Source organism: Pseudomonas sp. m6p (assembly GCF_055760375.1).
The window spans coordinates 5191207-5217161 of the sequence record NZ_CM147084.1; the positions used below are offsets into that span (position 1 = coordinate 5191207).

General features: G+C 60.2%; 26 protein-coding genes. 16 read left to right on the top strand and 10 right to left on the bottom strand.

What is annotated here, in order from left to right:
* Positions 1-326 precede the first annotated feature (326 nt).
* The 15 genes from ACYZUM_RS23750 (at position 327) to ACYZUM_RS23820 (ending at position 13445) form a co-directional block, all read left to right on the top strand.
* Entirely contained in the window at positions 327-551 is a 225-nt protein-coding gene (locus ACYZUM_RS23750; RefSeq protein ID WP_411157859.1) for a DUF3077 domain-containing protein, read from the top strand.
* Positions 548-697 (top strand): hypothetical protein, encoded by a 150-nt coding sequence (locus ACYZUM_RS23755; protein WP_411157858.1) that lies wholly within the window; start codon positions 548-550, stop codon positions 695-697. The genes ACYZUM_RS23750 and ACYZUM_RS23755 overlap by 4 nt, the downstream gene beginning before the upstream one ends.
* An 86-nt stretch (positions 698-783) precedes the next feature.
* Positions 784-1377, top strand: a complete 594-nt coding sequence (locus ACYZUM_RS23760; RefSeq protein WP_262948173.1) for a HipA family kinase — start codon at positions 784-786, stop codon at positions 1375-1377.
* A complete protein-coding gene (locus ACYZUM_RS23765; protein ID WP_332874469.1) occupies positions 1370-1528 on the top strand; it encodes a HipA family kinase in 159 nt (52 codons plus the stop codon). The genes ACYZUM_RS23760 and ACYZUM_RS23765 overlap by 8 nt, the downstream gene beginning before the upstream one ends.
* A complete protein-coding gene (locus ACYZUM_RS23770; RefSeq protein ID WP_108183992.1) occupies positions 1525-2334 on the top strand; it encodes a DUF3037 domain-containing protein in 810 nt (269 codons plus the stop codon). Before ACYZUM_RS23765 ends, ACYZUM_RS23770 begins: the two co-directional genes overlap by 4 nt.
* Before the next feature lie 124 nt (positions 2335-2458).
* Entirely contained in the window at positions 2459-2920 is a 462-nt protein-coding gene (locus tag ACYZUM_RS23775; RefSeq protein ID WP_108183993.1) for an Lrp/AsnC family transcriptional regulator, read from the top strand.
* A 276-nt stretch (positions 2921-3196) separates the two neighbouring features.
* Positions 3197-4879 (top strand): flavin monoamine oxidase family protein, encoded by a 1683-nt coding sequence (locus ACYZUM_RS23780; protein ID WP_108183994.1) that lies wholly within the window; start codon positions 3197-3199, stop codon positions 4877-4879.
* A gap of 12 nt (positions 4880-4891) precedes the next feature.
* On the top strand, positions 4892-5686 hold the full coding sequence (locus ACYZUM_RS23785; RefSeq protein WP_108183995.1) for a carbon-nitrogen hydrolase family protein: 795 nt from the start codon (positions 4892-4894) through the stop codon (positions 5684-5686).
* Between the two features lie 48 nt (positions 5687-5734).
* Positions 5735-8152, top strand: coding sequence for a pyrroloquinoline quinone biosynthesis protein PqqF (gene pqqF, locus ACYZUM_RS23790; RefSeq protein ID WP_108183996.1), 2418 nt, complete (start codon positions 5735-5737; stop codon positions 8150-8152).
* 156 nt (positions 8153-8308) lie between these two features.
* A complete protein-coding gene (gene pqqA, locus ACYZUM_RS23795; protein ID WP_003422658.1) occupies positions 8309-8383 on the top strand; it encodes a pyrroloquinoline quinone precursor peptide PqqA in 75 nt (24 codons plus the stop codon).
* Between the two features lie 81 nt (positions 8384-8464).
* Positions 8465-9376 (top strand): pyrroloquinoline quinone biosynthesis protein PqqB, encoded by a 912-nt coding sequence (pqqB, locus tag ACYZUM_RS23800; RefSeq protein ID WP_041070011.1) that lies wholly within the window; start codon positions 8465-8467, stop codon positions 9374-9376.
* Positions 9377-9511: 135 nt separating this feature from the next.
* Complete coding sequence (gene pqqC / locus ACYZUM_RS23805; RefSeq protein ID WP_108183997.1) at positions 9512-10264, top strand: pyrroloquinoline-quinone synthase PqqC; 753 nt, start codon at positions 9512-9514, stop codon at positions 10262-10264.
* The gene (gene pqqD / locus ACYZUM_RS23810; protein ID WP_108183998.1) at positions 10261-10536 is read left to right on the top strand and encodes a pyrroloquinoline quinone biosynthesis peptide chaperone PqqD; all 276 of its coding nucleotides are present in this window, start codon (positions 10261-10263) and stop codon (positions 10534-10536) included. Before pqqC ends, pqqD begins: the two co-directional genes overlap by 4 nt.
* On the top strand, positions 10508-11668 hold the full coding sequence (gene pqqE, locus ACYZUM_RS23815; RefSeq protein ID WP_108183999.1) for a pyrroloquinoline quinone biosynthesis protein PqqE: 1161 nt from the start codon (positions 10508-10510) through the stop codon (positions 11666-11668). Before pqqD ends, pqqE begins: the two co-directional genes overlap by 29 nt.
* Positions 11634-13445: a S9 family peptidase gene (locus ACYZUM_RS23820; RefSeq protein ID WP_108184000.1), complete on the top strand. Its 1812-nt coding sequence runs from the start codon at positions 11634-11636 to the stop codon at positions 13443-13445. Before pqqE ends, ACYZUM_RS23820 begins: the two co-directional genes overlap by 35 nt.
* Before the next feature lie 148 nt (positions 13446-13593).
* Here the strand turns inward: ACYZUM_RS23820 and ACYZUM_RS23825 are convergent, their stop codons facing one another.
* Both ACYZUM_RS23825 and ACYZUM_RS23830 read right to left on the bottom strand, forming a co-directional pair.
* A complete protein-coding gene (locus tag ACYZUM_RS23825) occupies positions 13594-13752 on the bottom strand; it encodes a YqaE/Pmp3 family membrane protein (protein ID WP_003228885.1) in 159 nt (52 codons plus the stop codon).
* Between the two features lie 196 nt (positions 13753-13948).
* Positions 13949-15232, bottom strand: a complete 1284-nt coding sequence (locus ACYZUM_RS23830) for an aspartate aminotransferase family protein (protein ID WP_108184001.1) — start codon at positions 15230-15232, stop codon at positions 13949-13951.
* Positions 15233-15401: 169 nt separating this feature from the next.
* Between ACYZUM_RS23830 and ACYZUM_RS23835 the strand changes: the two genes are divergently transcribed.
* On the top strand, positions 15402-16331 hold the full coding sequence (locus ACYZUM_RS23835; RefSeq protein WP_108184002.1) for a LysR family transcriptional regulator: 930 nt from the start codon (positions 15402-15404) through the stop codon (positions 16329-16331).
* A gap of 227 nt (positions 16332-16558) precedes the next feature.
* Here ACYZUM_RS23835 and ACYZUM_RS23840 read toward each other — a convergent pair whose 3' ends face one another.
* The 8 genes from ACYZUM_RS23840 to bioF form a co-directional block, all read right to left on the bottom strand.
* A complete protein-coding gene (locus ACYZUM_RS23840; RefSeq protein ID WP_108184003.1) occupies positions 16559-18337 on the bottom strand; it encodes an acyl-CoA dehydrogenase C-terminal domain-containing protein in 1779 nt (592 codons plus the stop codon).
* 189 nt (positions 18338-18526) lie between these two features.
* Positions 18527-19816, bottom strand: a complete 1290-nt coding sequence (locus ACYZUM_RS23845; protein WP_041069989.1) for a GGDEF domain-containing protein — start codon at positions 19814-19816, stop codon at positions 18527-18529.
* A gap of 193 nt (positions 19817-20009) precedes the next feature.
* Positions 20010-21815: a phenylacyl-CoA dehydrogenase gene (locus ACYZUM_RS23850; protein WP_108184004.1), complete on the bottom strand. Its 1806-nt coding sequence runs from the start codon at positions 21813-21815 to the stop codon at positions 20010-20012.
* Between the two features lie 276 nt (positions 21816-22091).
* Positions 22092-22388: a hypothetical protein gene (locus tag ACYZUM_RS23855; protein ID WP_047297018.1), complete on the bottom strand. Its 297-nt coding sequence runs from the start codon at positions 22386-22388 to the stop codon at positions 22092-22094.
* Between the two features lie 108 nt (positions 22389-22496).
* On the bottom strand, positions 22497-23177 hold the full coding sequence (gene bioD, locus ACYZUM_RS23860) for a dethiobiotin synthase (protein ID WP_108184005.1): 681 nt from the start codon (positions 23175-23177) through the stop codon (positions 22497-22499).
* Positions 23174-23986, bottom strand: a complete 813-nt coding sequence (gene bioC, locus ACYZUM_RS23865; RefSeq protein WP_108184006.1) for a malonyl-ACP O-methyltransferase BioC — start codon at positions 23984-23986, stop codon at positions 23174-23176. The genes bioD and bioC overlap by 4 nt, the downstream gene beginning before the upstream one ends.
* Positions 23979-24710 (bottom strand): alpha/beta fold hydrolase, encoded by a 732-nt coding sequence (locus tag ACYZUM_RS23870; RefSeq protein ID WP_108184007.1) that lies wholly within the window; start codon positions 24708-24710, stop codon positions 23979-23981. Before ACYZUM_RS23870 ends, bioC begins: the two co-directional genes overlap by 8 nt.
* Complete coding sequence (gene bioF, locus ACYZUM_RS23875) at positions 24703-25881, bottom strand: 8-amino-7-oxononanoate synthase (protein ID WP_108184008.1); 1179 nt, start codon at positions 25879-25881, stop codon at positions 24703-24705. The genes ACYZUM_RS23870 and bioF overlap by 8 nt, the downstream gene beginning before the upstream one ends.
* Positions 25882-25955: the final 74 nt, after the last annotated feature.

Genomic DNA, 25955 nt, shown 5'->3' on the forward strand with positions numbered 1-25955 from the left:
GATCGGTTGGGGGAACAATTTCTGCGAGCGCAATGTTCGGAAGACTTCCTCGGAGTCTGTAGGCAAGTTCCGAAGCTGTGATTTTAAAGGCTTTGATGTCTGTTGGGCTGGTCTTTGGCGGGATACTCTCGAGGCGTCGCTGCTTATCAGCGGTCGGGCTTTGAAACCCGTCGAATCAAAACGCACCTGCTCTTTTTATGGTGGCTGAGCGTGGGACGTCTTCGGGCGTGCCGGTTCCTTGGTTCCCGGTTTTCCAACCTGCGTACAGCCGCCACTCATTCGCTTGGAAACGGATGGACCGGCTCCTTGAACCAGGGATTATCACCATGATTGAAACAGACTCGCCCGCAGATTCAAAAAAACATTGGCCTCACCCCCTTCATCTACTGCGCCAACCACCCCCTCTTCCCGTCAGCGCCGACGTCCCGATCGGCGACGCACTGGCTCAAGCCTCCGACCTGCTGTTTCTGATCAAGCCCTTCGCTGAAAATGTCGATTACGACAAAAAACCGCCCGCTATACCTAGGGCGCTCATTTCCTGGCGCCGATGAGCAAAGCGGTGATTGATGATGTGGTGAAAGTCATCAACCATCAGAGAATTACGACACGGAATCAAACGCAGGTTTGTCGCTACTTTCCTAGATACGCGCTCCGGCAAATCGGGACGTCGATGCCTTTTCACCCTAATACCCACTGAATGTCGCCCGGAAATGATTACGAGACATGGTGCATCGAGAGACAGACCAGTATTGTCTTCCAAGCAGATTTATGAGGGAGCCATGAATGGCCGTCGTTAACTACATAGAAGCGGTGGAGATCATTCGTCGATTGGAAGGAGGCATCACACGCCCATTCCTGTGTCGGGCAAACAATGACAAACACTATGTGGTCAAAGGTTTGGAACTGCCGCCCGCCGAACGCATTGCCGAACTACTCTGCGCCCGATTGGCTGCTCAGTTCGGCTTACCGATCCCCGAGCATGGCTGTATCTATGTCGATCCAGCTTTGTTGCGTTATAACCCGGAAGCTCGTAGTGATCTCGGACCAGGGGACAGCTATGCCCTTGCTTACGTCGCCGACGCTGCTGACCTACTGTATTCACAAGCACTGCAGGTTCCGAGCAACCTTCAAAAAGCCGTCTTCGCATTTGATTACTGGGTCGGTAACAGTGATCGCCAATTGGGACCACTTGGTGGGCGTCCGAATCTGCTTATGTGCAGTACCAACAATCAGCTACAGCTGATCGATCACAACCAGGCATTCCAATGGCCACTGGACGCTTCAAGGTTCGCTGAAAGCCATGTGTTTGGCCCCGAAAATCGGGCATGGCGTTTGGATCTGGTGGATAAAGTTGAATACGCATCAGCGGATGCATGACACTGCTGGACGATTTCGTGACCTATGCTCAGATATTCCTGACGAGTGGCGTGAGGCCATCGGAGCACTCGGGCTGGAAACTCTGCTTGAAGAAATCGAACACAACCTGATGCTTTGCCAATCGGACGAATTCTGGAGCGTCCTGAAATGAAATACACCTGTCTTTACAGCATTGTGCGCTTCGCGCCTTTTGCGGAGACCGAAGAGTTTGCCAATGTGGGCATCGTTCTCTCGGCGCCCGCTATCGGCCGCATGGAGTACAAACTCGCTCGTAAAAATCTGAAACGGGTCAATCATTTCTTTGAGTGCAGTAACCTTTTTGCCAAGGCGATGGAAATAGCCCAAAACGAACTCGACAGCATCCGCCTCATGACAGCAGGCGCTCAAGAGTCGCAGATCGTTAACCACTTCCGATTCATGACGGAACCGAAGGAGTCGATGATTCGCTTCAGCCCCATGCGCTCGATACTGGTGGAAAATCTCGACGATACGCTCGCTGCGCTGTTCAACCGCTACATTGATCGTCAAGGCGTTGGCCGTGAGCGTCGTGAAGAGGTGATGGTTCGAGAGATCCGGGAAATGTTTTCGCAGGCATCGATTCGCAATTTCCGTGATGACACGCTGGCCGGCGATCTCACCAAATTGCATCTCCCCCTGGTGCATCGCAATAAGGTCGTGGCGGCTATTAAACCCTTGGCTTTTGACCAGTCAGAGCCCAGCGCGATACTCGACCACTGCGATCAGTGGCTGATGAAATTCGTGAGAGCGGAGCAGGAAGGCATAATTCAGTTGCAAAACGTGCTCATCCCCGTGAGCACTCCTGCAGAGAACGAATCACCTCGCCACCACAAAGCGGTGGAAGTTGCGAAGGAGAGTATTGAGGCGCGTGGCCTGCAGTTGGTTGATTTCCAGGCAACACAGAAAATTGCCGACTTCGCACAGCGCTACGCTCAATAGTTGCTTTTCGCTCAATAAGCCGCGCAATTGTGCGGCTTTTCCGTCTTTGCGTGACCTCTATATCTCACTGGCAGAGTCTGTAACATGTTCTGGCCTACCAACCCGCGCCTTTGGAGCCGCCCCTTTGCCCGACACCCGCCCCCCCGCCCTCGACGAAATCGACCGCCAGCTGATCGCCGCCCTGCAAATCAACGCCCGCGAAAGCGTGGCGATGCTTGCCCGACACTTGGGCATTGCGCGCACCACCGTGACTTCGCGGTTGGCGCGGCTGGAGAAGGCCAAGGTGATCACCGGTTATGGCGTGCGTCTGGGGCAGCGCGTGGTCGATGGCGGGTTGCAGGCGTATGTCGGGATCAAGGTGCAGCCGCGTTCCGGCAAGGAAGTGTTGCGCCGGCTGAGCGCGATGGCGCAGGTGCAGCAGTTGTGTGCGGTGAGTGGCGAATTTGATTATGTGGCGTGGTTGCGCACCGACTCGCCGGAGCAGCTCGATCAGTTGCTGGATCAGATTGGCAGTGTGGATGGGGTGGAGAAGACGACGACGTCGATCATTTTGAGTAGCAAGATCGATCGGGGGCAGCCGGTTTAAATGTGTTGGCTGAGAGGGACTCTTCGCGGGCAAGCCCGCTCCCACATTTTGACTGGGGCGCGCGCAGAACCTGCGTCAGGTACAAATCCACTGTGGGAACGGACTAATCTCCTAAACTTGGTCAGTATGCAGCCACCTATCGTCATATTGATCAGTTAAATGGCAAAACGACGACAGATTGCGTCTTATTAACGTATTCCAGGCTCCCTAGAATGGCTGGCATCTTTTCCTATACTCAGACGCGCATCCTGCGTCGGGTCGCCAGCAAGGTCAGCCATGAACAAGAACAATCGCCATCCTGCAGACGGTAAGAAACCCGTCACCATTTTCGGCCCGGACTTTCCGTTCGCGTTTGACGACTGGATCGAACACCCGGCCGGTCTCGGCAGCATTCCTGAGCACCACCATGGCGCTGAAGTGGCGATTGTCGGCGCGGGTATCGCTGGTCTGGTGGCCGCGTACGAGCTGATGAAGCTCGGCCTGAAACCGGTGGTATACGAAGCTTCGAAGCTCGGTGGGCGCCTGCGTTCGCAGGCGTTCAACGGTACCGACGGCATCGTCGCGGAACTGGGCGGCATGCGTTTCCCCGTCTCCTCCACGGCGTTCTACCACTACGTCGACAAACTCGGGCTTGAGACCAAACCGTTCCCGAACCCGCTGACGCCAGCCTCCGGCAGCACGGTGATCGATCTGGAAGGCAAAACCCATTACGCACAAAGCCTGAAGGATCTTCCTGCACTGTTTCAGGAAGTGGCTGACGCCTGGGCGGATGCGCTGGAGGCGGGCTCGCAGTTCGCTGATATCCAGCAAGCCATCCGTGACCGCGATGTGCCACGCCTCAAAGAACTGTGGAACAAACTCGTGCCGCTGTGGGACGACCGCACGTTCTACGACTTCGTGGCCACCTCCAAGGCCTTCGCCAAACTGTCGTTTCATCACCGCGAAGTGTTCGGTCAGGTCGGTTTCGGTACCGGCGGCTGGGATTCGGACTTCCCCAACTCGATGCTGGAAATTTTCCGCGTGGTGATGACCAACTGCGACGATCACCAGCACCTGGTGGTGGGCGGTGTGGAGCAAGTGCCGCAAGGCATCTGGCGCCATGTACCGGAGCGTTGCGTGCACTGGCCGCAAGGCACCAGTCTGAAATCCCTGCACCGTGGCGCGCCGCGCTCCGGCGTGAAGAAAATCGCTCACGCGCCGGACGGCCGTTTCGCTGTCACCGACAACAACGGCGACACCCGCGAATACGCCGCCGTGCTGACCACCTGCCAGAGCTGGTTGCTGACCACGCAGATCGAATGCGACGAAACCCTGTTCTCGCAAAAAATGTGGATGGCGCTGGACCGCACGCGCTACATGCAGTCGTCGAAGACCTTCGTGATGGTCGACCGCCCGTTCTGGAAGGACAAGGATCCGGAAACCGGCCGCGACCTGATGAGCATGACCCTCACCGATCGCCTGACCCGCGGTACCTATCTGTTCGACAACGGTGACGACAAGCCGGGGGTGATCTGCCTGTCCTATTCGTGGATGAGCGACGCGCTGAAGATGCTGCCGCACCCGGTAGAAAAACGCGTGGAGCTGGCGTTGAACGCGCTGAAGAAGATCTACCCGAAAGTCGACATCGCCGCACGGATCATCGGTGATCCGATCACCGTGTCGTGGGAAGCCGATCCGTACTTCCTCGGCGCATTCAAAGGCGCCCTGCCCGGCCACTATCGCTATAACCAGCGGATGTACGCGCACTTCATGCAGGACGACATGCCAGCGGAGCAGCGCGGGATTTTCATCGCCGGCGACGATGTGTCGTGGACGCCGGCGTGGGTCGAAGGCGCGGTGCAGACTTCACTCAACGCGGTGTGGGGCATCATGAAACACTTCGACGGTTCGACACATAAAGAGAACCCGGGCCCGGGTGATGTGTTCAAAGACATCGGCCCTATCGCCCTGCCCGAGTAAGAGGATTCCCCGATGCGTGTCGCCCTTTACCAATGTCCACCGCTGCCCCTGGAACCCGCCGCCAACCTGCATCGCCTGCAGCAACTGGCGATGGAGGCCAAGGGTGCCGACCTGCTGGTGCTGCCGGAAATGTTTCTGAGCGGCTACAACATCGGCAAGGAAGCGGTCAGCACCTTGGCCGAGGTCTACAACGGCGAATGGGCGCAACAGATCGGTCGAATCGCCAAAGCCGCCGGGCTGGCGATCGCTTACGGGTACCCCGAGCGCACGGCCGACGGGCAGATCTACAACGCCGTGCAGTTGATCGACGCGCACGGCGAGCGCCTGTGCAATTACCGCAAGACCCACCTGTTCGGCGATCTCGATCGGTCGATGTTCAGCCCGGGGGATGATGACTTTCCCATCGTCGAACTCAACGGCTGGAAAATCGGTTTCCTGATCTGCTACGACCTCGAGTTTCCGGAGAATGCGCGGCGTTTGGCGTTGGCCGGTGCCGAGCTGATTTTGGTACCGACGGCGAACATGATTCCGTTCGATTTCGTCGCCGACGTCACCGTGCGTTCCCGCGCCTTCGAAAACCAATGCTACGTGGCGTACGCCAATTACTGCGGACAGGAAGGCGAGATCCACTATTGCGGGCAAAGCAGCATCGCTGCGCCGGACGGCAGCCGTATCGCCCAGGCCGGCCTCGATGAAGCGTTGATCGTCGGTGAGCTGGATCGGCAATTGATGGCCGATTCCCGCGCGGCCAATCACTACCTCAACGACCGTCGCCCCGAGCTTTACCACGCGCTGAACAAGCGCTGACCCCACGCAATCCGCTAGCATGGGCACTTCACTGTTCTGGAAGTGCCCATGCCTGCGCCGACTCACACCCGCCCCCACACTGAAACCCTGGCCAACGGCTTGCGCGTGACCCTGCGTCAGGTGCCCGGTTTGAAGCGCAGTGCCGCTGCATTGCGGGTGGCCGCCGGTAGTCATGACGTGCCGCTGGAGTGGCCGGGACTGGCGCATTTTCTCGAGCATTTGCTGTTTCTCGGTACCGAGCGATTTCCTGCGAGTCAGGCGCTGATGGCCTATGTGCAAAGTCACGGTGGCCAAGTGAACGCCAGCACCCGTGAACGCACCACCGACTTCTTCTTCGAACTGCCGACCTCGGCCTTCAGTGCCGGGCTTGAGCGTCTGTCAGACATGCTCGCCCAGCCGCGTATGAATCCGGACGATCAATTGCGCGAACGGGAAGTACTGGACGCGGAATTTGTCGCGTGGTCGCAAGATCCCATAGCTCAGCAGGAACTGGCGTTATACGACGGTTTGCCGGCAACACATCCGCTGCGCGGATTTCATGCGGGGAATCGCGACAGCCTGAAAGTTGAGTTACCAGCGTTTCAACAGGCGCTGAAGGATTTCCATCAGCAGTTTTATCGCAGCGGGCAAATGACGCTGAGCCTGGTCGGACCGCAGAGCATTGAGGCGTTACGCATACTGGCGCAGCAGTTTGCCGCCGCGCTGCCGGTTGGGGATAAGCTCGAACAGGCAGCGACCGTGCCCTTGGCGGTGAACAGTTATCAACAGGTCGGCGAGCGGAGCAGCCATCTGTTGTTCGCTTTCGAAGCGCTGCCCGACTCGTCCGCCGAAGCGCTGGTGTTTCTCTGCCATTGGCTGAGCAGCGCCAAGCCCGGCGGTTTGCTCGCCCATTTGCAGCAACAACGCCTCGCGGACGGTTTGAAAGCGGTGCCGCTGTATCAGTTCGCCGGGCAAGCGTTGCTGCACCTGCAATTCACCGCCCCCGCCGAATCCCTCAGCGCCATTCGTGAACAGCTGCTGGACTGGTTGAGCTTCTTCGCCGCGCAACAGGATTGGGCAGCGCTACACGAGGAATACGCCAAATTGCTGGAACGCCAGCAGCAAGTCAGTGGCGCACTGCAACTGGCGCGCCGCGACAGCGAACAGCTTGAACGCGGCTTGTCGGAAAACGGCGTGGCCGCACTCAAACACATCCTGCGCGACATCGGTGTTGTGGATAACTTCAGCGCGCACTGGCATCGGCCTGCCGCCAACCCATTCCTCGGTTCCAGCCAACCGCTGGCCAACGCCGGGCTGATCCGCGGCCAGACCAGCGCCCATCGTGGATTGCGCACTTTCGCTCAGGATCGCTCGCGCGGGCGGCGTGAGCGTTCACCGATGCAGTTCAGTCAGGCGCTGCCGGACCACACTGATCACGGCGCGATCTACTTGCGTTGGCAAACCGCAGCGCAGGCTGGCGTCGATCTGCAAGGCAAGCTGCAACGCAGTCTGCAGGAAACTCAGGAAGATGCACGGCAGGCCGGCGTCGAAATCGCGTTCAGTGCCACCGGCACTCAGTGGCTGCTGAAACTGACGGGCCTGCAGGAGCCGATGCCCGGTGTCCTGGAACATGCGCTGAAATGTTTGACGCAAATTGACGCCGATTCAGCCAACGCAGGACCGGAAGCGCCGTTGATACCAATCCGTCAGTTGCTCAAGGCGTTGCCTGAACATTGCCTGCCATCGGCCGTCGAGTCGAACGACGCCAAACAGGTGTGGACAACGTCGCGCTGGGACGGACTGGCGCTTGGTCTCAACGCACAAACTCAATCGGCCATGGGTCTGGCCCTGAGCCGCATCCCCGGCACACCGGACAATCAACTGCCGACAGTGCCGACGATCACTACGCAACATTTGTGGAGCCACATCGACACCGCCTCCAGCGAGCATGCGCTGCTGCTGTTCTGCCCGACCGCAGGCCACGAAATCGCTGACGAAGCCGCCTGGCAACTGCTCGCGCAGCTGTGCCAGACCCCGTTCTATCAGCGCCTGCGCGTCGAATTGCAATTGGGCTACGCGGTGTTCAGTGCCTTGCGGCAGGTGCATGGTCAGAGTGGATTGCTGTTCGGTGTGCAGTCGCCAGAGACTGCGCCCGTTGAGCTGCTCGGCCATATCCAGCAGTTCCTCAAAGACATTCCTGCGCTGATCGAAAACCTCGACGACGTGCATTTCACCCAGAAACGCCAGTCACTCGCCGATCAGTTCGATGAGCGTCAGCTGTCCGGCAAAGACGCCGCCGAATTGTTGTGGCAGGCCAGACTCGCGGGCCACTCGTCGGATTATCTGGCACAACTGCACACGGCCATTGGTCAACTGCAACGCTCGGCATTGCTGGCGGCAGCGCAGCGCTTGCTCAACGCCGAGGGCGGCTGGCGCTGCCTGGCCAGCGAATCGTCACCCGGCGCACCGTGGCGAGCGACAAAATGATCATTACCAAGGCTGCAAGGAGCTTTCTCAAAGATTCACGGGCAATACCGTTGAAATTTTGAGTAACATAGCAGCCTAACTATTTGGAACATCCCTGCGCTGCCGTGGACTATAACTATGGACAGCGCTATCCCACCCACCCTGAAGGAGACACCCATGTCCTGGACAAAACCGGCTTACACCGACCTGCGTATCGGCTTCGAAGTCACCATGTACTTCGCCAGCCGCTGAGTTCTGCCTACGCAGACTTGCAGTGCAACGCCTCGGCCCGCCGAGGCGTTTTATTTTCAGCGTTGAAAGATGGGAGCGTTCATGTTCGTCCAGATTCTGGGTTCGGCCGCCGGTGGCGGATTTCCGCAGTGGAACTGCAACTGCGTCAATTGCGCAGGCTTTCGCGACGGCAGCCTGAATGCCAAGGCCCGCACCCAGTCGTCCATCGCGATTTCCGATGACGGCGTGAACTGGGTGCTGTGCAACGCTTCGCCGGACATCCGCGCGCAGCTGCAGAGCTTCGCCCCGATGCAACCGGGCCGAGCCCTGCGCGACACCGGCATCAGCGCGATCATCCTGATGGACAGCCAGATCGACCACACCACCGGCCTGCTCAGCCTGCGCGAAGGCTGCCCGCATCAGGTCTGGTGCACAGACATGGTTCACGAGGATTTGAGCACCGGTTTCCCGCTGTTCAAGATGCTCACCCACTGGAACGGCGGGTTGAACTGGAACCGCATCGAACTCGACCAGAGCTTCACCGTCGCTGCCTGCCCGAACCTGCGCTTCACGCCGCTGCCGTTGCGCAGCGCCGCCCCGCCGTATTCGCCGCACCGTTTCGACCCGCACCCGGGCGACAACATCGGGCTGATCGTCGAAGACCTCAACACCGGCGGCAAACTGTTCTATGCACCGGGCCTGGGCAAGGTCGACGCGCCGCTGCTGGAAATCATGGCCGGCAGCGACTGCCTGCTGGTGGACGGCACGCTGTGGGATGACGATGAAATGCAGCGCCGTGGCGTCGGCACCCGCACCGGTCGTGAAATGGGCCACTTGGCGCAGAACGGCCCCGGCGGCATGCTCGAAGTGCTGGAGCAGTTGCCTGAGCAACGCAAAGTGCTTATCCACATCAACAACACCAACCCGATTCTCGATGAGGATTCGCCGGAGCGCGCGGAGCTGGCGCGGCGTAATGTTGAAGTGGCGTTCGATGGCATGAGTATTGTGCTGTAGCGGATGGCCCCATCGCTGGCAAGCCAGCTCCCACAGGGTTCTGTGGCGTTCACAAAAACTGTGGGAGCTGGCTTGCCAGCGATGACGTCCGACCAGACACCCAAGATTTTAACGGTTGTTCCCCGGAGAACCGCAATGACCGACACCCCGCTGTCCCTCACCGAATTCGAAGCCGCCCTGCGCGCCAAAGGCGCCTACTACCACATCTACCACCCGTATCACGTGGCGATGTACGAAGGCCGCGCCACCCGCGAGCAGATTCAGGGCTGGGTCGCCAACCGCTTTTACTATCAGGTGAACATCCCCCTGAAAGACGCGGCGATCCTCGCCAATTGCCCGGATCGCGAGATCCGTCGCGAGTGGATTCAACGCCTGCTCGACCACGACGGCGCCCCCGGTGAAGACGGCGGGATTGAAGCCTGGCTGCGTCTCGGGCAAGCGGTCGGCCTCGATCCGGATCAGTTGCGCTCCCAGGAGCTGGTGCTGCCCGGCGTACGTTTCGCTGTCGATGCCTACGTCAACTTCGCCCGCCGCGCCAGTTGGCAGGAAGCCGCCAGCAGCTCGTTGACCGAGCTGTTCGCGCCGCAGATCCACCAGTCGCGCCTCGACAGCTGGCCGCAGCATTACCCGTGGATCGACCCGGCCGGTTACGAATATTTCCGCACCCGCCTCGGTCAGGCGCGGCGCGATGTCGAGCATGGTCTGGCGATCACGCTTGAGCATTACAAGACCCGCGAGGGTCAGGAGCGCATGCTGGAAATTCTCCAGTTCAAACTGGACATTCTTTGGAGCATGCTCGATGCCATGAGCATGGCTTACGAACTTAACCGCCCGCCGTACCACAGCGTCACCGAACAACGGGTCTGGCACAAAGGAATCACCTTATGAGTTTCGATCGCAGCAAGATCCCGACCTGGCGTCCCGGCTACCGCTTCCAGTACGAACCGGCGCAAAAAGGCCACGTGCTGCTCTACCCCGAGGGCATGATCAAGCTCAACGACAGCGCCGCGCTGATCGGCGGTTTGATCGACGGTGAGCGCGATGTCGCGGCGATCATCGCCAAACTCGATGAGCAGTTCCCCGACGTGCCCGAACTCGGTGACGACATCGAGCAATTCATGGAGGTTGCCCGTGCGCAACACTGGATCACCCTTGACTGATGTGCCGTCCAGGCCCGAGGTCGGCCTGCCGCTGTGGCTGCTCGCCGAGCTGACCTACCGCTGCCCGCTGCAATGCCCGTACTGCTCCAATCCGCTGGATTTCGCCGAGCAGGGCAAAGAGCTGAGCACCGAGCAGTGGATCAAGGTGTTCCGCGAAGCGCGGGAGATGGGCGCGGCACAGCTGGGCTTTTCCGGTGGCGAACCGCTGGTGCGTCAGGACCTCGCCGAACTGATCCGTGAAGCGCGGCAGCTGGGTTTCTACACCAACCTGATTACCTCGGGCATCGGCCTGACCGAACAGAAGATCAGTGACTTCAAGAAGGCCGGCCTCGATCACATCCAGATCAGTTTCCAGGCCAGCGACGAGCAAGTGAACAACCTGCTCGCCGGCTCGAAAAAGGCTTTCGCGCAGAAGCTGGAAATGGCTCGCGCGGTGAAGGCCCACGGCTATCCGATGGTGCTGAACTTCGTCACCCATCGGCACAACATCGACAAGATCGACCGCATTATCGAGCTGTGCATCGCGCTCGAAGCGGACTTCGTCGAGCTTGCCACCTGCCAGTTCTACGGCTGGGCGCAGCTCAACCGTGTCGGCCTGCTGCCGACCAAGGAACAGTTGGTGCGCGCCGAACGCATCACCAACGAATACCGCGCCAAACTGGAAGCCGAAGGGCATCCCTGCAAGTTGATTTTCGTCACCCCGGATTACTACGAAGAACGCCCGAAAGCCTGCATGAACGGCTGGGGCAGCATCTTTCTGACGGTTACCCCGGACGGCACCGCCCTGCCCTGTCATGGCGCCCGACAGCTGCCGGTGCAATTTCCCAATGTGCGCGACCACAGCATGCAGCACATCTGGTACGACTCGTTCGGCTTCAACCGCTTTCGCGGCTATGACTGGATGCCCGAGCCGTGCCGCTCCTGCGACGAGAAGGAACAGGACTTCGGCGGCTGCCGCTGTCAGGCGTTCATGCTCACGGGGGACGCGAGTAACGCCGATCCGGTGTGCAGCAAGTCCGAACATCACGGCGTGATTCTCAAGGCCCGCGAAGAAGCCGAGACCGCCACCCAGACCATCGAACAACTGGCCTTCCGTAATGAACGAAACTCACGCCTCATCGCCAAGGGCTGAGCCTTTCAGCGCCACCCAGGCCGTCGCCGCCGGAATGGACTTCGCCGAACTGCAACTCGGTGCCAACGGTTTATTCTGGAATGAATATCGCCCCGAAGACGCCGCGTGCCGGATCTGGCACTGGCGCGACGGCGTGGCGATATGTCTGACGCCGAATGGCTTCAGCGTGCGCAGCCGGGTGTACGAATATGGCGGTGGCGCGTTTTGTCTGACGCCGGACGGGGTGGTTTTCGTCAATGAGGCGGATCAGCAGTTGTATCGGCAGACGTTGCAGGGTACGCCTGAAGCGCTGACGTCAGGCGAGTGTCGTTATGGTGATCTGCATTTTGCATGCGGGCAGGTTCTGGCGGTTGAGGAGCAACAAGATCAGCATCGACTCGTCGCCATTGATCTGGCTGACGGTACCCGGCATTTGCTGGCTGAAGGCGCGGATTTCTATGCCGCGCCCACCATCAGCCCGAATGGCCGACGTTTGGCGTGGATCGAGTGGAGCCGACCGCATCAGCCGTGGACTTCAACTCGCTTGATGGTGACTGAGCGTCTGACCGACGACGCATTTGCGCCCCCGGTATGCGTGGCTGGCATCGTGCGTGAAGAGTCGATCCAGCAACCGCGATTCGACACTGAAAATCGCCTGTACTGCCTGACCGATCGCGGCGGCTTCTGGCAGCCGTGGGGCGAAACGTCTGACGGTTTGCAGCGACTGCCTTGCGCCGAGGCCGATCATGCGCCCGCCCCTTGGCAAATGGGTGGCTGCACCTGGTTGCCGGTGGGCGATTCGTTTCTGGCGAGCTTGACCGAGGGCGGTTTTGGTCGCCTGGCGCTCGACGGCGACGACTTCACCGGCGACTACAGTCGTTTCCGGCACCTGGCGCTGGATCAGCAACTCATCTATTGCATCGCCGCCTCGCCAATCAGCCCCTCGGCGGTGATTGCCATTGATCGTTCCAGCCGCGAAGTGAACGTGCTGGCCGGTGGTATTGCGCCACTGCCGGCGGAGCGCATCAGTCGTCCACAGACCTTGCGCTACCCGAGCGGCAGCGGTGAGGCTCATGGGTTCTTTTATCCGGCAATGAACGACGAAGCACAGCCACCGCTGGTGGTGTTCATCCACGGTGGCCCGACCTCGGCCTGCTACCCGATGCTCGACCCGCGCATCCAGTACTGGACGCAACGCGGCTTTGCTGTCGCCGACCTCAACTACCGCGGCAGTAGCGGTTATGGCCGCGAATACCGTCAAGCGTTGCATCTGAGCTGGGGCGAGGTGGACGTCGAGGACGCCTGCGCGGTGGTGGCGTATCTGGCCAGACAAGGTCTGATCGACGGCGAGCGCGCGTTTATCCGCGGCGGCAGCGCCGGGGGTTACACCACGTTGTGTGCGCTGGCGTTTCACCAGGTGTTCCGCGCCGGCGCCAGCCTCTACGGCGTCAGCGACCCGGTAGCACTGGCCCGCGCGACCCACAAGTTCGAAGGCGATTATCTCGACTGGCTGATCGGCGATCCCCAACAGGACGCCGAGCGCTACGCCGCACGCACGCCATTGCTGCACGCGAATAACATCCGGGTGCCGGTGATTTTCTTTCAGGGTGAACTGGATGCCGTGGTGGTGCCGCAACAGACCCGCGACATGGTCACGGCGCTGGAACGCAATGGCATCCCGGTCGAGGCGCATTATTACGCAGAAGAGCGCCATGGTTTTCGCCGGGCGGTGAATCAGGCGCATGCACTGGAGCAGGAGTGGAGGTTTTATCGACGAGTGATGGAGTTGGCGGACTGAATATCGCACTTCTTTCAAAATGGCGCCGCCCCCATCGCGGGCAAGCCCGCTCCCACAGGTTCTTTGGTGTACACAAAATGTGTGACCTACCGAAAACACTGTGGGAGCGGGCTTGCCCGCGATAGCAATCTATCGCGCGCCGCTGAACTCAGCGCTTGGCGATGATGTACACCGCATGCACGATCCCCGGGATATAACCACACAGCGTCAACAGGATGTTCAGCCAGAACGCCCCGCCGAACCCGACCTGCAGAAACACACCCAGTGGCGGCAACAGAATGGCGATGATGATACGAATGAAGTCCATGGGTCAGCTCCTGAATGGGGGTTGGCTCACATGAGCCATACAAGCTAATCGACCTGCGCCGTTCGTCAGGGTTCAGTGCAAACGCCATTTGATCGCCACTATCGGGCATAAAAAAACGCCCCACGCCAAAAGAATCAGGCGTGAGGCGTGCGTTATACCGCGAGACGGTTCTTGAAATCGGGCAGGAAACTTCAGTTCAGACGGCAATCCCTTTGCGGCATTGCAGTTGCGCGGTGCGCACCCGCGAGAAAGCGCGGGCCAGGCGCAGGAGCATTTCGTCGATGTTGGCCTTGCTGACGGTGAGTGCCGGGGTGAAACGCAGGCAATCGGCTTGCGGCGCGTTGAGCAGCAGGCCTTCGTGCAGGGCGGCACTGACTACGGCATCGGCGCAATCCTCTGACAGGCTCAGCCCCCAGAACAGGCCTTGACCACGCAGTTCGCCATGGCCGTAACGGTGCGCCAGGCGCGCAAGTCCCTCGCGCAAGTGCTGACCGTGGTCTTTGACCTGTTCGAGAAATGCCCGGTCCTGCACGCTGTCGAGCACCACCAGACCGGCCGCGGTCATCAGTGCATTGCCGTGATGAGTGCCGCCCAGTTCACCCGCATCAAAGCAGCAGGCTTTGCCTCGGGCCAGCAGCGCTGCCAGCGGCACACCACCACCCAGGCCCTTGCCGAGTACGACAATATCGGCGCGCACACCGTAGGATTGCTCGGCGAGCAAACTGCCGCAGCGGCCGATACCGGTCTGCACTTCGTCGAGGATCAGCAGAATGCCCAGTTCGCGGCACAGCCGCTCAACGCCTTTGAGGTAATGCTCAGTGGCCGGAATCACCCCGGCATCGCTCTGAATCGGCTCGAGCATGATCGCCACGGTTTGCGCATCGACAGCCGCGTGCAGCGCCGGCAAGTCGTTGAACGGCACCAGATCGAAACCTGGCAGCAGCGGAGCGAAGCGGTTGTGCAGGTTGCAACTGTCTGACGCGGAAATCGTCGCCAGACTACGGCCGTGACAACCTTGTCTGGCAACAATGATCCGCGACGCGCCGCCACGATGCAGTTGGCCCCACTTGCGCGCCAGTTTGATTGCCGCTTCACAGGCCTCGCTGCCACTGTTGAGCAAGTAAGCCTGGTCGCTGGAAGTGCTGGCACACAAACGTTCGGCAAGGTTGAGCATGCCGCGATTGTGCAGATTGAAACCGGGATTGATCAGCGCCTGGGCCTGACTGGCAATCGCTTTGACCAGCGCCGAGGGGCTGTGCCCCAGACTGTTGGCACCGCCGGCCTGGGAGAAGTCGAGGTAGGCGCGATCATGACTGTCCCACAGCCAGGAACCCTGACCACGAACGAACACCTGCAGCGGGCGCTCGACGCTGGGCATCAAGCGCTCGGCATTCGGACTGTCGCCTGCCCCGGCGGGATTGGGCTCGAACGCGAGGTCATCAAGACTCGGCGCCTGGCGCCGCAAACTGAACAGATTCATTGAAAGAAACCTCGTTTGAGGTTTTTTGAACTGCCTATGCAAACACTGTCGAAGCAAACGCTATTCATCGCGCTTTCTGGCCCTGTAAGCCTTGTGATTGCGGTTAGACTAGGCTCACAGCGGGCTTCGAGCCATTTCGATTTACCAGCATTTTCGATAAGCATTACTTATGGATTTCAAACAACTGCGTTATTTCGTCGCGGTCTACGAAGAAGGCCATGTGGGCCGGGCCGCTGAGCGTCTGTCGATCTCGCAACCGGCGCTCTCGCAACAGATCCGCCAGCTCGAGCAGAACCTCGACGTCACCCTGTTCGAACGTAGCAGCAAACGCCTGCTGCCGACCCTCGCCGCGCATACGCTGTACAACCACGCCCTGCCACTGCTCGACGGTTTGCAGCGGGCGCGGGAAGCGCTGGGGAACTTCAAGGGGCAGGCCTTGCGCACGCTGGCGATCGGCGTACTGCAAACCGTGCACACCAGTCTCGTGCCGCAAATGCTCGAACGGGTGCGTAAGGCGCAGCCGCATCTTGTGGTGCAGATTTATGAACTGACGGGGCTGGAGATCGAGCGCCGTTTGCTCAACGGCTCGCTGGATATCGGCATCAGCTACCTGCCACCGCGGCAACCCGGTCTGCATGGCGTAATGCTGTATGAAGATGAGCTGACGCTGGTGATCCCGGCGGATCATCCGCTGCGTGAATTCAAAAAGGTTTCGATGCGTCAGGCGGCGGAATTGCCGATGTTGCTGCTGGGCGAAGAGTTTCAGATCCGGCAGATCTGGCAGGCGCAACTGACCAGCCTGGGGCGACGCCCGCAAGTGCAGGCCGAGCTGAACAATATGCTGGGGATTCTCGACAGTTTGCCGCACACCAAACTGGCGACGGTGCTGCCCGGGCGCTCACAGAGGGAATACGACGATCAGGATCTGCTGTGGAAACCGCTGAGCGAGCCACGGGTGCCCCTGCAGGTTGGCCTGGTGTGTCGCGATGTGCAGCGCCAGCAGGCGTCTTTGGCATTGCTGCGCACGTTGCTGGAAGAGGTGATTCAGCGTGAACACAAACCGCTGAAAGCCGCGCTGCCACTGGATCCGCTGCCCTGAGAACTTTTCTTCAGGCAAAAGAAAACCCCGCCGAAGCGGGGCTTTGCAGACTGTTTCCCTGACATCCATTTCACTCCGCCACCCTGGCAGAATCCTACGTGTCCGTGTTGTTGCTTTGCGCTTCCTGCGCGACGTCCATGAGTTGTAGATTAGCTGTGGATCCAATCTACGCCTATGGGAGAACAGCAGCACGTCATGTAAGAGAATGCTTACATGACGTTACATCATCAGAACTGTTCAGCGTTCAGCAAGAACAGCGACTCGCTGCCCGCCTTCACCGATGCGCTCAACGAGTGGATACGCGGCAGCAGACGAGCGAAATAGAAGCGCGCAGTGCCCAGTTTGCTGGCATAGAAATCGTCCTGCGCTTCTTTGCCCAGCGCGGCTTTCGCCATCAATGCCCACATGTAGGCATAAGCGGTGTAGCCGAACGCTTGCAGATATTCGACCGAGGCCGCGCCGATTTCGTTCGGATTGGTTTTCGCCCGATCCAGCAGCCACGCTGTCAGCTCGTCGAGGGTGCTGACGGCATCGTTCAATGGCTTGGTGAATTCGCTGAGGTCAGCGCTGGCGGTTGCGGTGAAGTGGCGGATCTCGTCAGCGAACAGCTTGTAGAACGCGCCGCCACTGCCGACGATCTTGCGCCCGACCAGGTCCAGGGCCTGAATGCCGTTGGTGCCTTCGTAGATCTGGGTGATGCGCACGTCACGCACCAGTTGCTCCTGACCCCACTCGCGGATGTAACCGTGGCCGCCGAAAATCTGCTGGCCGTGGACGGTGGTTTCCAGGCCCAGGTCAGTGAGGAATGCCTTGGCCACCGGCGTCAGCAACGCGACCAGATCTTCTGCGCGCTTGCGGGTGGTGGCGTCTTCGCTGAATTTGGCGGTGTCGAGTTGCATCGCCACGTAAGTGGAGAAGGCGCGACCGCCCTCGTTCGAGGCTTTCATGGTCAGCAGCATGCGACGCACGTCAGGGTGGACGATGATCGGGTCGGCAACCTTGTCCTTGTTCTGCGCGCCGGTCGGCGAACGGCTCTGCAGACGATCGCGCGCGTATTCGACGGCGTTCTGATAGGAGCGCTCGCCGCTGGCCAGGCCTTGAATGCCGACGCCCAGACGTTCGTAGTTCATCATGGTGAACATCGCTGCCAGGCCCTTGTTCGGCTCGCCGACCAGATAACCCACGGCTTCGTCGAAGTTCATCACGCAGGTCGCGGACGCCTGGATGCCCATCTTGTGTTCGATCGAACCGCAGTTGGCCGGGTTGCGCGCGCCCAGGCTGCCATCGGCATTGACCATGAACTTCGGCACCAGGAACAGCGAGATGCCTTTCGGGCCAGCCGGGGCGTCCGGCAATTTCGCCAGCACCAGGTGGATGATGTTCTCGGTCAGGTCGTGCTCTCCGCCGGTGATGAAGATCTTGGTGCCGCTGACCTTGTAGGAACCGTCGGCCTGCGGTTCGGCCTTGGTGCGGATGATGCCCAGGTCGGTGCCGGCGTGCGGCTCGGTCAGGCACATGGAACCGGCCCAGATGCCGGCGTACATGTTCGGCAGGTAGGCGGCCTTCAGCTCTTCGCTGGCGTGGGCGTTGATCGACAGGCAGGCACCGGCGGTCAGCATCGGGTACAGACCGAACGACAGGCTGGCGGAGTTGACCATCTCTTCTACTTGAGCCGAAACAGCCTTGGGCATGCCCATGCCGCCGTAGGCCGGATCGCCACCGACACCGACCCAGCCGCCTTCAGCGTAAGTCTGATAGGCCTGTGGGAAACCGGCCGGGGTGCTGACGGCACCGTCCTTCCAGTGGCAGCCTTCTTCGTCGGCTGCGCGGCTCAGGGGGGCGATGCTTTTGCTGGTGACCTTACCGGCTTCTTCGAGAATGGCTTCTACGGTTTCTGCATCGACAGTCTCGGCCAAGGCCGGCAGTTCGGCCCAGAGTTTGGCGACTTCGAATACTTCATTGAGGACGAAGCGCATATCGCGCAGCGGCGCTTTGTAGTCAGCCATGGCAAACCTCGCAAGATCTAAACAGGTGATTCGTGGAAGAGTGTTTTCGTTGAGGCCGAGTGTACCTCAACAACTTTTGCGACACATAGGGTCAACCGGTGACTGATTTGTTATTTTTGGTCACCAGCATTCAGCGATAAAACAAAGCCCGCAATCAGCGGGCTTTTGAGTGATGACGTGTGGCTTGAGTCAGCCAGCGGCGCTGTCCATGCGCACCGCGCCGCGACGGTTCTGACCGAACGCCATGACGCAGTTACGCCCGGCGCCCTTGGCGCTGTACAACGCCTGGTCGGCAGACTTGAGGACTTCTTCCGGCGTTCGCTGCTCGACGCGTTCGGCGACACCGATACTGACCGTGACCGAGACACTGGAAGCACCGCTGCCGCCACGCCGCTGGCGACCTTGCTGGTCGTCCTGCGGGCGGTTCTCCTGATTGCGCAACTGGATGTTGTAGGAGGCAATCGACTCGCGGATCACTTCCAGGTGCGGCATGCATTCCTCGAGGGTTTTGCCCGCAAACACCAGGGCGAATTCCTCACCACCATAGCGATATGCCCTACCGCCACCGCTGATTTTCGACAGTTTGCTCGCGACCAGCCGTAGCACTTGGTCACCGACGTCGTGACCGTGGGTGTCGTTGAATTTCTTGAAGTGATCGACGTCGCTCATCGCCAGCACATAGTTGCGCCCCAGACGCTGCATGCGTTCATTGAGCGCACGACGCCCCGGCAGACCGGTGAGTTCATCGCGGAAGGCCATTTGGTAGGCCTCATGCGCCACGGCGGCGGCAATCATCAGCATCACCTGACTGCACATGATGTTCAGGGTGAACGGCAGGATGAAGGTTTTCGGCAGCATCCAGAACAACCCGAGCAAGCCGACCAGTTGCGCCGCATGCAACGGGCGCGGGTTGCGCCAGTATTGCCAGGCCAGCAGCAGGAACGCCGAGAGAAACACCGGATAGGACATCTGGATCAGGCTCATCCAGGCGCCGTGCAGTGCAGGCCAGCGGATTTCCGAGAGCCACATCAGCAACGCCTGGGGATAACTTTGCTCAAGACCGAGGGCGACGCTGCCAAAGGCCAGCAACACGGCGAACCGCGCGACCATGTCCTGAAACAGATGGGTGCGCTCTTGCCACGCGGCGAACAGGCCGAACAACAGCGGCAACAGCAGACAGACCAGATGAAACACCACCGCGGCGTCTTCGCGCACTTTGCCGTTATCGCGGTAATAGTCAGTCTGGGTGTCGAGCAGAAAGTAGGCGATGTATACCGTGAGCATCAGAAACAGTTCGCGCTGACGTCGGTAAACCGCACAGTAAGCGCCGCCCAACAGCAGCACCAGGGTCGGCAGCACGTTGAACAGCGAAGTGAAGAACACATTGAGGTCTTTGACGTACGCAGCCGCCAACCCCGCAAGCAATAACAGCAGTGAAGGCAGGAAATGACTGAAACGTACAGCGGAAGAACGCGGCAAGGGTAAAGCTCCGACCCGTCATATCAAAGAGATGGCATTGTGCCTGCAATGTGGCCAGTTAAGCACACACAATGTGATCCAGATCACAGGCAGTCTCTTTAACGGCAGAAAAGCCGGGTTGCTGAGCGATTCAGCAACAAAAAAAAACCGCTGCCCCCGGAAGAGCAGCGGTTTGGTCAGACCGCGTTGAGGCTTAGTAGCCCAGTGCGAAGTCTTCTTCTTTCATGTCCATCAGGTTGTTGGCGCCCGACAGCATGGTGGCCACGTGGGTACGGGTACGTGGCAGGATGCGCTGGAAGTAGAAGCGCGCGGTTTGCAGCTTGGCGGTGTAGAACGCCTCGTCGGTGGTGCCGGCAGCCAGTTTTTCAGCAGCCAGGCGCGCCATGTCAGCCCAGAAGTAGGCCAGGCAGGCGTAACCGGAGTACATCAGGTAATCCACGGAGGCCGCGCCGACTTCTTCACGGTCTTTCATGGCTGCCATACCGACCTTCATGGTCAGCTCGCCCCATTCCTTGTTCAGTGCAGCCAGCGGTGCAACGAATTCTTTGACGGCGTCGTTGCCTTCGTTGTTCTGGCAGAACTTGTGAACGATCTTGGTGAAGCCTTTCAGAGCCTCGCCTTGAGTCATCAGCACTTTACGGCCCAGCAGGTCGAGTGCCTGGATACCGGTGGTGCCTTCGTACAGCATCGAAATGCGGCTGTCGCGAACGTTCTGCTCCATGCCCCACTCGGCGATGAAACCGTGACCACCGTAGATCTGCACGCCGTGGTTGGCGGCTTCGAAACCGACTTCGGTCATGAACGCCTTGGCGATCGGCGTCATGAACGCCAGCAGTGCGTCGGCCTTCTTCTTCTCTTCTTCGTCGACGCCGTACTTGACGATGTCGACCTGTTTGGCGGTGAAGTACACCATCGCGCGGTTGCCTTCGGCGAAGGCCTTCATAGTCAGCAGCATGCGACGTACGTCAGGGTGCACGATGATCGGGTCAGCGGCCTTGTCCGGCGCTTTCGGGCCAGTCAGGGAACGCATTTGCAGACGATCGCGAGCATATTTCAGGCCGCCCTGGAAGCCGATTTCGGCGTGGGCCAGACCTTGCAGCGCGGTACCCAGACGTGCGGTGTTCATGAAGGTGAACATGCAGTTCAGGCCTTTGTTCGCCGGGCCGATCAGGAAACCGGTGGCGCCGTCGAAGTTCATCACGCAAGTGGCGTTGCCGTGAATGCCCATCTTGTGTTCCAGCGAGCCGCAGCTCACTGCGTTACGCGCACCGATGGTGCCATCGGCGTTCGGCAGGAATTTTGGAACGATGAACAGGGAAATGCCTTTGGTGCCAGCCGGTGCGTCCGGCAGGCGGGCCAGTACGATGTGGACGATGTTGTCGGCCATGTCGTGTTCACCGGCCGAGATGAAGATCTTGGTGCCGGAAACCTTGTAGGAGCCATCGGCCTGAGGCTCGGCCTTGGTGCGCAGCATGCCCAGGTCGGTGCCGCAGTGCGGCTCGGTCAGGCACATGGTGCCGGTCCACTCGCCGGAGACCAGTTTGGTCAGATAGGCTTCTTGCTGCTCAGGGGTACCGTGCTCGGAGATGGTGTTCATCGCGCCGTGCGACAGGCCCGGGTACATGCCCCACGACCAGTTGGCTTCACCGACCATTTCGCTCACAGCCAGACCCAGCGACTCCGGCAGGCCTTGGCCGCCGTGCTCGACGTCGTGCGCCAGGCTCGGCCAGCCGCCTTCAACGAATTGCTTGTAAGCCTCTTTGAAGCCAGTCGGGGTTTTCACACCGGACTCGCTCCAGGTGCAGCCTTCGAGGTCGCCCACGCGGTTCAGCGGTGCCAATACCTGCTCACAAAACTTGGCGCCTTCTTCGAGGATGGCGTCAACCATGTCCGGCGTTGCTTCGGAGCAAGCTGGAAGGCTCTGATAGTGCGCTTCGTAGCCGAGCAGTTCGTCACGAACGAAGCGAATATCACGCAAGGGGGCCTTGTAGTCAGGCATAGCGATAAACCTCTGCTGATGTAACCGGGAATGAACGACCGTGTTGATTTGTTATGACGGTCAAACAGTTGTTTGAAACATACGTTTACGCCGAAATCTTGTCAAGCGTCGATCTTTTGCCGTTCGTCATGACTTTTTTCAAACGCCGGACACAGCAAACGGCCATGGGCTGCAAAGCGCCACGGGCAATGAAAAAAGATTAGTTGAGGGAGAAGGACTTACAACGAAAAACGCCGCGACAAAGCGCGGCGTTCAGCAGGCAGGGACCACAAAAAATCAGGCAAACGTATCAATGATCGTACCGAGCATTTCATCGGAAGCCTTGGCGACCTTGGTGCCCAGCTCCACCTGAAACTTGCCTTGAGCCATTTCGGCCATGGCGCTGCCCGGATCCATTTGCTGACTGCGATCGATACCGCGCAGGCGATCGATCTGCGCCTCGGAAGACTGGCTGGTAACCGAACGCTCGATCGTATTATTGGCGATCTGGCTGGCGGCCTGATCGACACGATTCTGCCCGGTTTGAATGGTGCTCAAACCCGCATAAAAAGCTGTGTTACCGGTGATTTCCATGGGAGTTCTCATCCTTGGGAAGGATCAATGGTTGCCATTGAAGCAGAGGTGCCAGAAAAACACCCGTCAAAAATACTGATGGCACAGTGCCCTGTCATAGCAAAAGCATTAGTCCAGCAGATCGAGTTGCAAGTGGGCAGCCACCGCCTCGGCGCTGAGCGACTTAAGTTTCGGTACCCGCCCCAGACACGGCGCGGGAAGCCGCTCGGCCAGCGTCGCCAGATTCTCTTCCAGCCGCGACGTCTTCGGGTCGATGATATTCGCCACCCAACCGGCCAGTTGCAGGCCATCGCGGGCAATTGCCTCGGCCGTCAGCAAGGCATGACTGATACAGCCCAGCCGCACGCCCACCACCAGAATCACCGGCAGCTTCAGCGCGATGGCCAGATCCGACAGATTGTCCTGATCCGCCAACGGCACCCGCCAGCCACCCGCCCCTTCGATCAAGGTGAAATCGGCATTCAGCGCCAGGATTTCGCGCATCGGCGCCAACAGCGATTGCACGGTCAGCGCGATACCCGCCTCGCGCGCCGCCAGATGTGGCGCGATGGCCGGCTCGAACGCGACCGGATTGACCTGTTGATAAGTCAGCGGCACCGAGCTTTCGGCCAGCAGCGCCAACGCATCAGCATTGCGCAAACCCTTGGCGGTTACCTCGCACCCCGAAGCCACCGGTTTGCCCGCCGCCGTACTCAGCCCCGCCGAGCGCGCAGCATGCAGCAATCCGGCTGCCACGGTGGTCTTGCCGACATCGGTGTCAGTCCCGGTGATGAAATAGGCTGCGCTCATAAGGGTTTCTCCAACACCGCGTAAACCACCTGGTAAGTCGCCGGCAATCCCTGCGGCTGACGGAACTGTTCATACGCCTCAATCAGGCCGAGGATCCGCGCCCGCCCGGTCAAACCACCCGGCCGCCCGGGGTTCAGATTGTGCGCACCGAGCGCCTTGAGTTCGTGGGTCAGGTTGCGCACATCCGGGTAGTGCAGCACATGCGCCTGATTCTGCAGACTCACCGAACGCAAGCCACTGGCGGCGCACAACTGCTCATACCGGGCGAATTCGCGGAAGCGGTTGACGTGCACCAGCCCATCGACCTGCCGCCAACTGTCGCGCAATTCGTACAACGTCCCGACACAAAGACTAGCAAACGCGAAAACCCCGCCCGGCTTGAGCACACGAAAAGCTTCGCTGAGCACCGATTCGAAGTCCGCACACCACTGCACCGCGAGGCTGGAGAAGATCAGCTCGCAGGTCGAATCCTGCAATGGCAGACGCTCCGCATCACCCGCGATGAAATGCTGCGCGCCGCCCAGTGGCCGTGCGTGACCGAGCATGCCCTCGGCGATATCCAGTGCCAGACCCTGCCCCTCGACATATCGCTCGGCCAATGCGCGAGTGAAATAGCCGGTGCCGCAGCCAAGATCCAGCCAGCGCGACGGCAGAAAATCTTCCGGCAACCGCTGCAGCAACTGTGAGCCGACATCACGCTGCAATTCGGCAACACTGTCGTAACTGGCCGCCGCACGGGAGAAAGAGGCCGCGACCTGGCGCTTGTCGGGCAAGCCGCCGGGCAGCGCAACAAGAGACAAATCAGTCATCACCGCACTCGTGTAGAAAAGCCTGGATCGCACCCGCCACGCCATGGGGGTCTTCCAGAAGAAACGCATGACTGGCCTGTTCGATCAGACCAATTTCGATATCCGGCAACAGCGCGAACAACGCCCCCGCCGCTTCCGCTGGCACCAAACCGTCCTGCCCGGCGAACAAGTGCAACTGGGGGCCGCGAAACGCCTGCAACGCTTCACGGGTATCCAGTTGGGCGAGCAGTTCCAGCCCGGCCAACAAGGTTTCGGGGGCCGCATTCGGCGCGCCGCCCAGCATCAGCCGCGACAAGCCGCGCGGCTCTTGCGCGCCCTGAGCACACAACAACGAGAACCGTTTGAGGGTCAGCCGCGGATCGGCCTGGCAGCCGGCAAGAAATGCATCGAACGTCTCGTCCGGCATCGCACTCGGCCAATGCTCGTGGGCCACGAAAGAAGGATTGCTCGCCAGCGTCAGCAGACCGCAGCAACGCTCGCCGCGCCGTGCTGCCAACTCAGAGGCAAGCATGCCGCCCAGCGACCAGCCGCCCAGCCACACATCCTGAGGAATACGTTCATCGAGATCGTCGAGCCACTCCTGCAAGTCGCTCGAATCAAGCTCGGGCAACGGCTCGATCTCGACATACAGATGCTCGTCGAGTCCCTGTAACGCTGCGGTCAAAGGCTCCAGCGGCGAAATACCAAGGCCCCAGCCCGGCAGCAGAATCAGACGATCACGCATGGCTTGGCTCCGGCGGCAGTTGGGCAAAGCAATCGGCCAGTCCTTCCAACAATAGCTGCACCTGCGCGTCGCTGTGGGCAGCGGTCAGGGTCACGCGCAGGCGTGCGCTGCCCGCCGGGACGGTCGGCGGACGGATTGCCGTGACCATCAAGCCGCGCTCGCGCAGCATCTGCGACAGGCGCACGGCGCGACCGGCATCGCCGATCAGAATCGGCTGGATCGGGGTGAAGCTGTCCATCAATTGCAGGCCGATCTGCTCGGCGCCGTGGCGGAACTGGCGGATCAGCGTCTGCAAATGTTCACGACGCCAGTGTTCCGTGCGCAGTAATTCCAGACTTTTCAGCGTTGCGCAGGCCAGCGCCGGTGGCTGGCTGGTGGTGTAGATGTACGGCCGGGCAAACTGGATCAGGCTTTCGATCAGCTCTTCGCTGCCGGCGACAAAAGCACCCGCCGTGCCGAACGCCTTGCCGAGGGTGCCGACCAGCACCGGCACATCGTCCTGACTCAAGCCGAAATGCTCGACGATCCCGCCGCCATTGGCGCCGAGCGGGCCGAAGCCATGGGCATCATCGACCATCAGCCACGCGCCCCTGGCCTTGGCTTCCCGGGCCAGCGCGGGCAGATCGGCAATGTCGCCGTCCATGCTGAACACGCCATCGGTGACCACCAGCGTGTTGCCCGTGGCTTTCTCCAGACGCGTGGCCAGACTGTCGGCGTCGTTGTGCAGATAACGATTGAAACGCGCGCCGGACAACAGACCGGCATCCAGCAACGAGGCGTGATTGAGGCGGTCTTCCAACACCGTATCGCCCTGCCCGACCAGTGCCGTGACCGCACCGAGGTTGGCCATGTAGCCAGTGGTGAACAGCAACGCACGCGGCCGGCCGGTGAGGTCAGCCAGCGCTTCTTCCAGTGCGTGATGCGGGCCGCTGTGGCCGATCACCAGATGCGACGCTCCGCCACCCACGCCCCAGCGCTCGGCACCGGCGCGCCAGGCTTCGATCACCTGCGGGTGATTGGCCAGACCAAGGTAGTCGTTATTGCAGAACGCCAGCAACGGCTGCCCGTCGACCACCACTTCAGGCCCCTGCGGGGACTCGAGCAACGGACGCTGGCGATAGAGATTTTCAGCACGGCGGGCAGCAAGGCGTGCGGCGAGATCGAAAGACATGCAGGCCTCACATCTGAAAAATGACTGTGTAGGAGCTGCCGCAGGCTGCGATCTTTTGATGTTGTTTTTAAAGA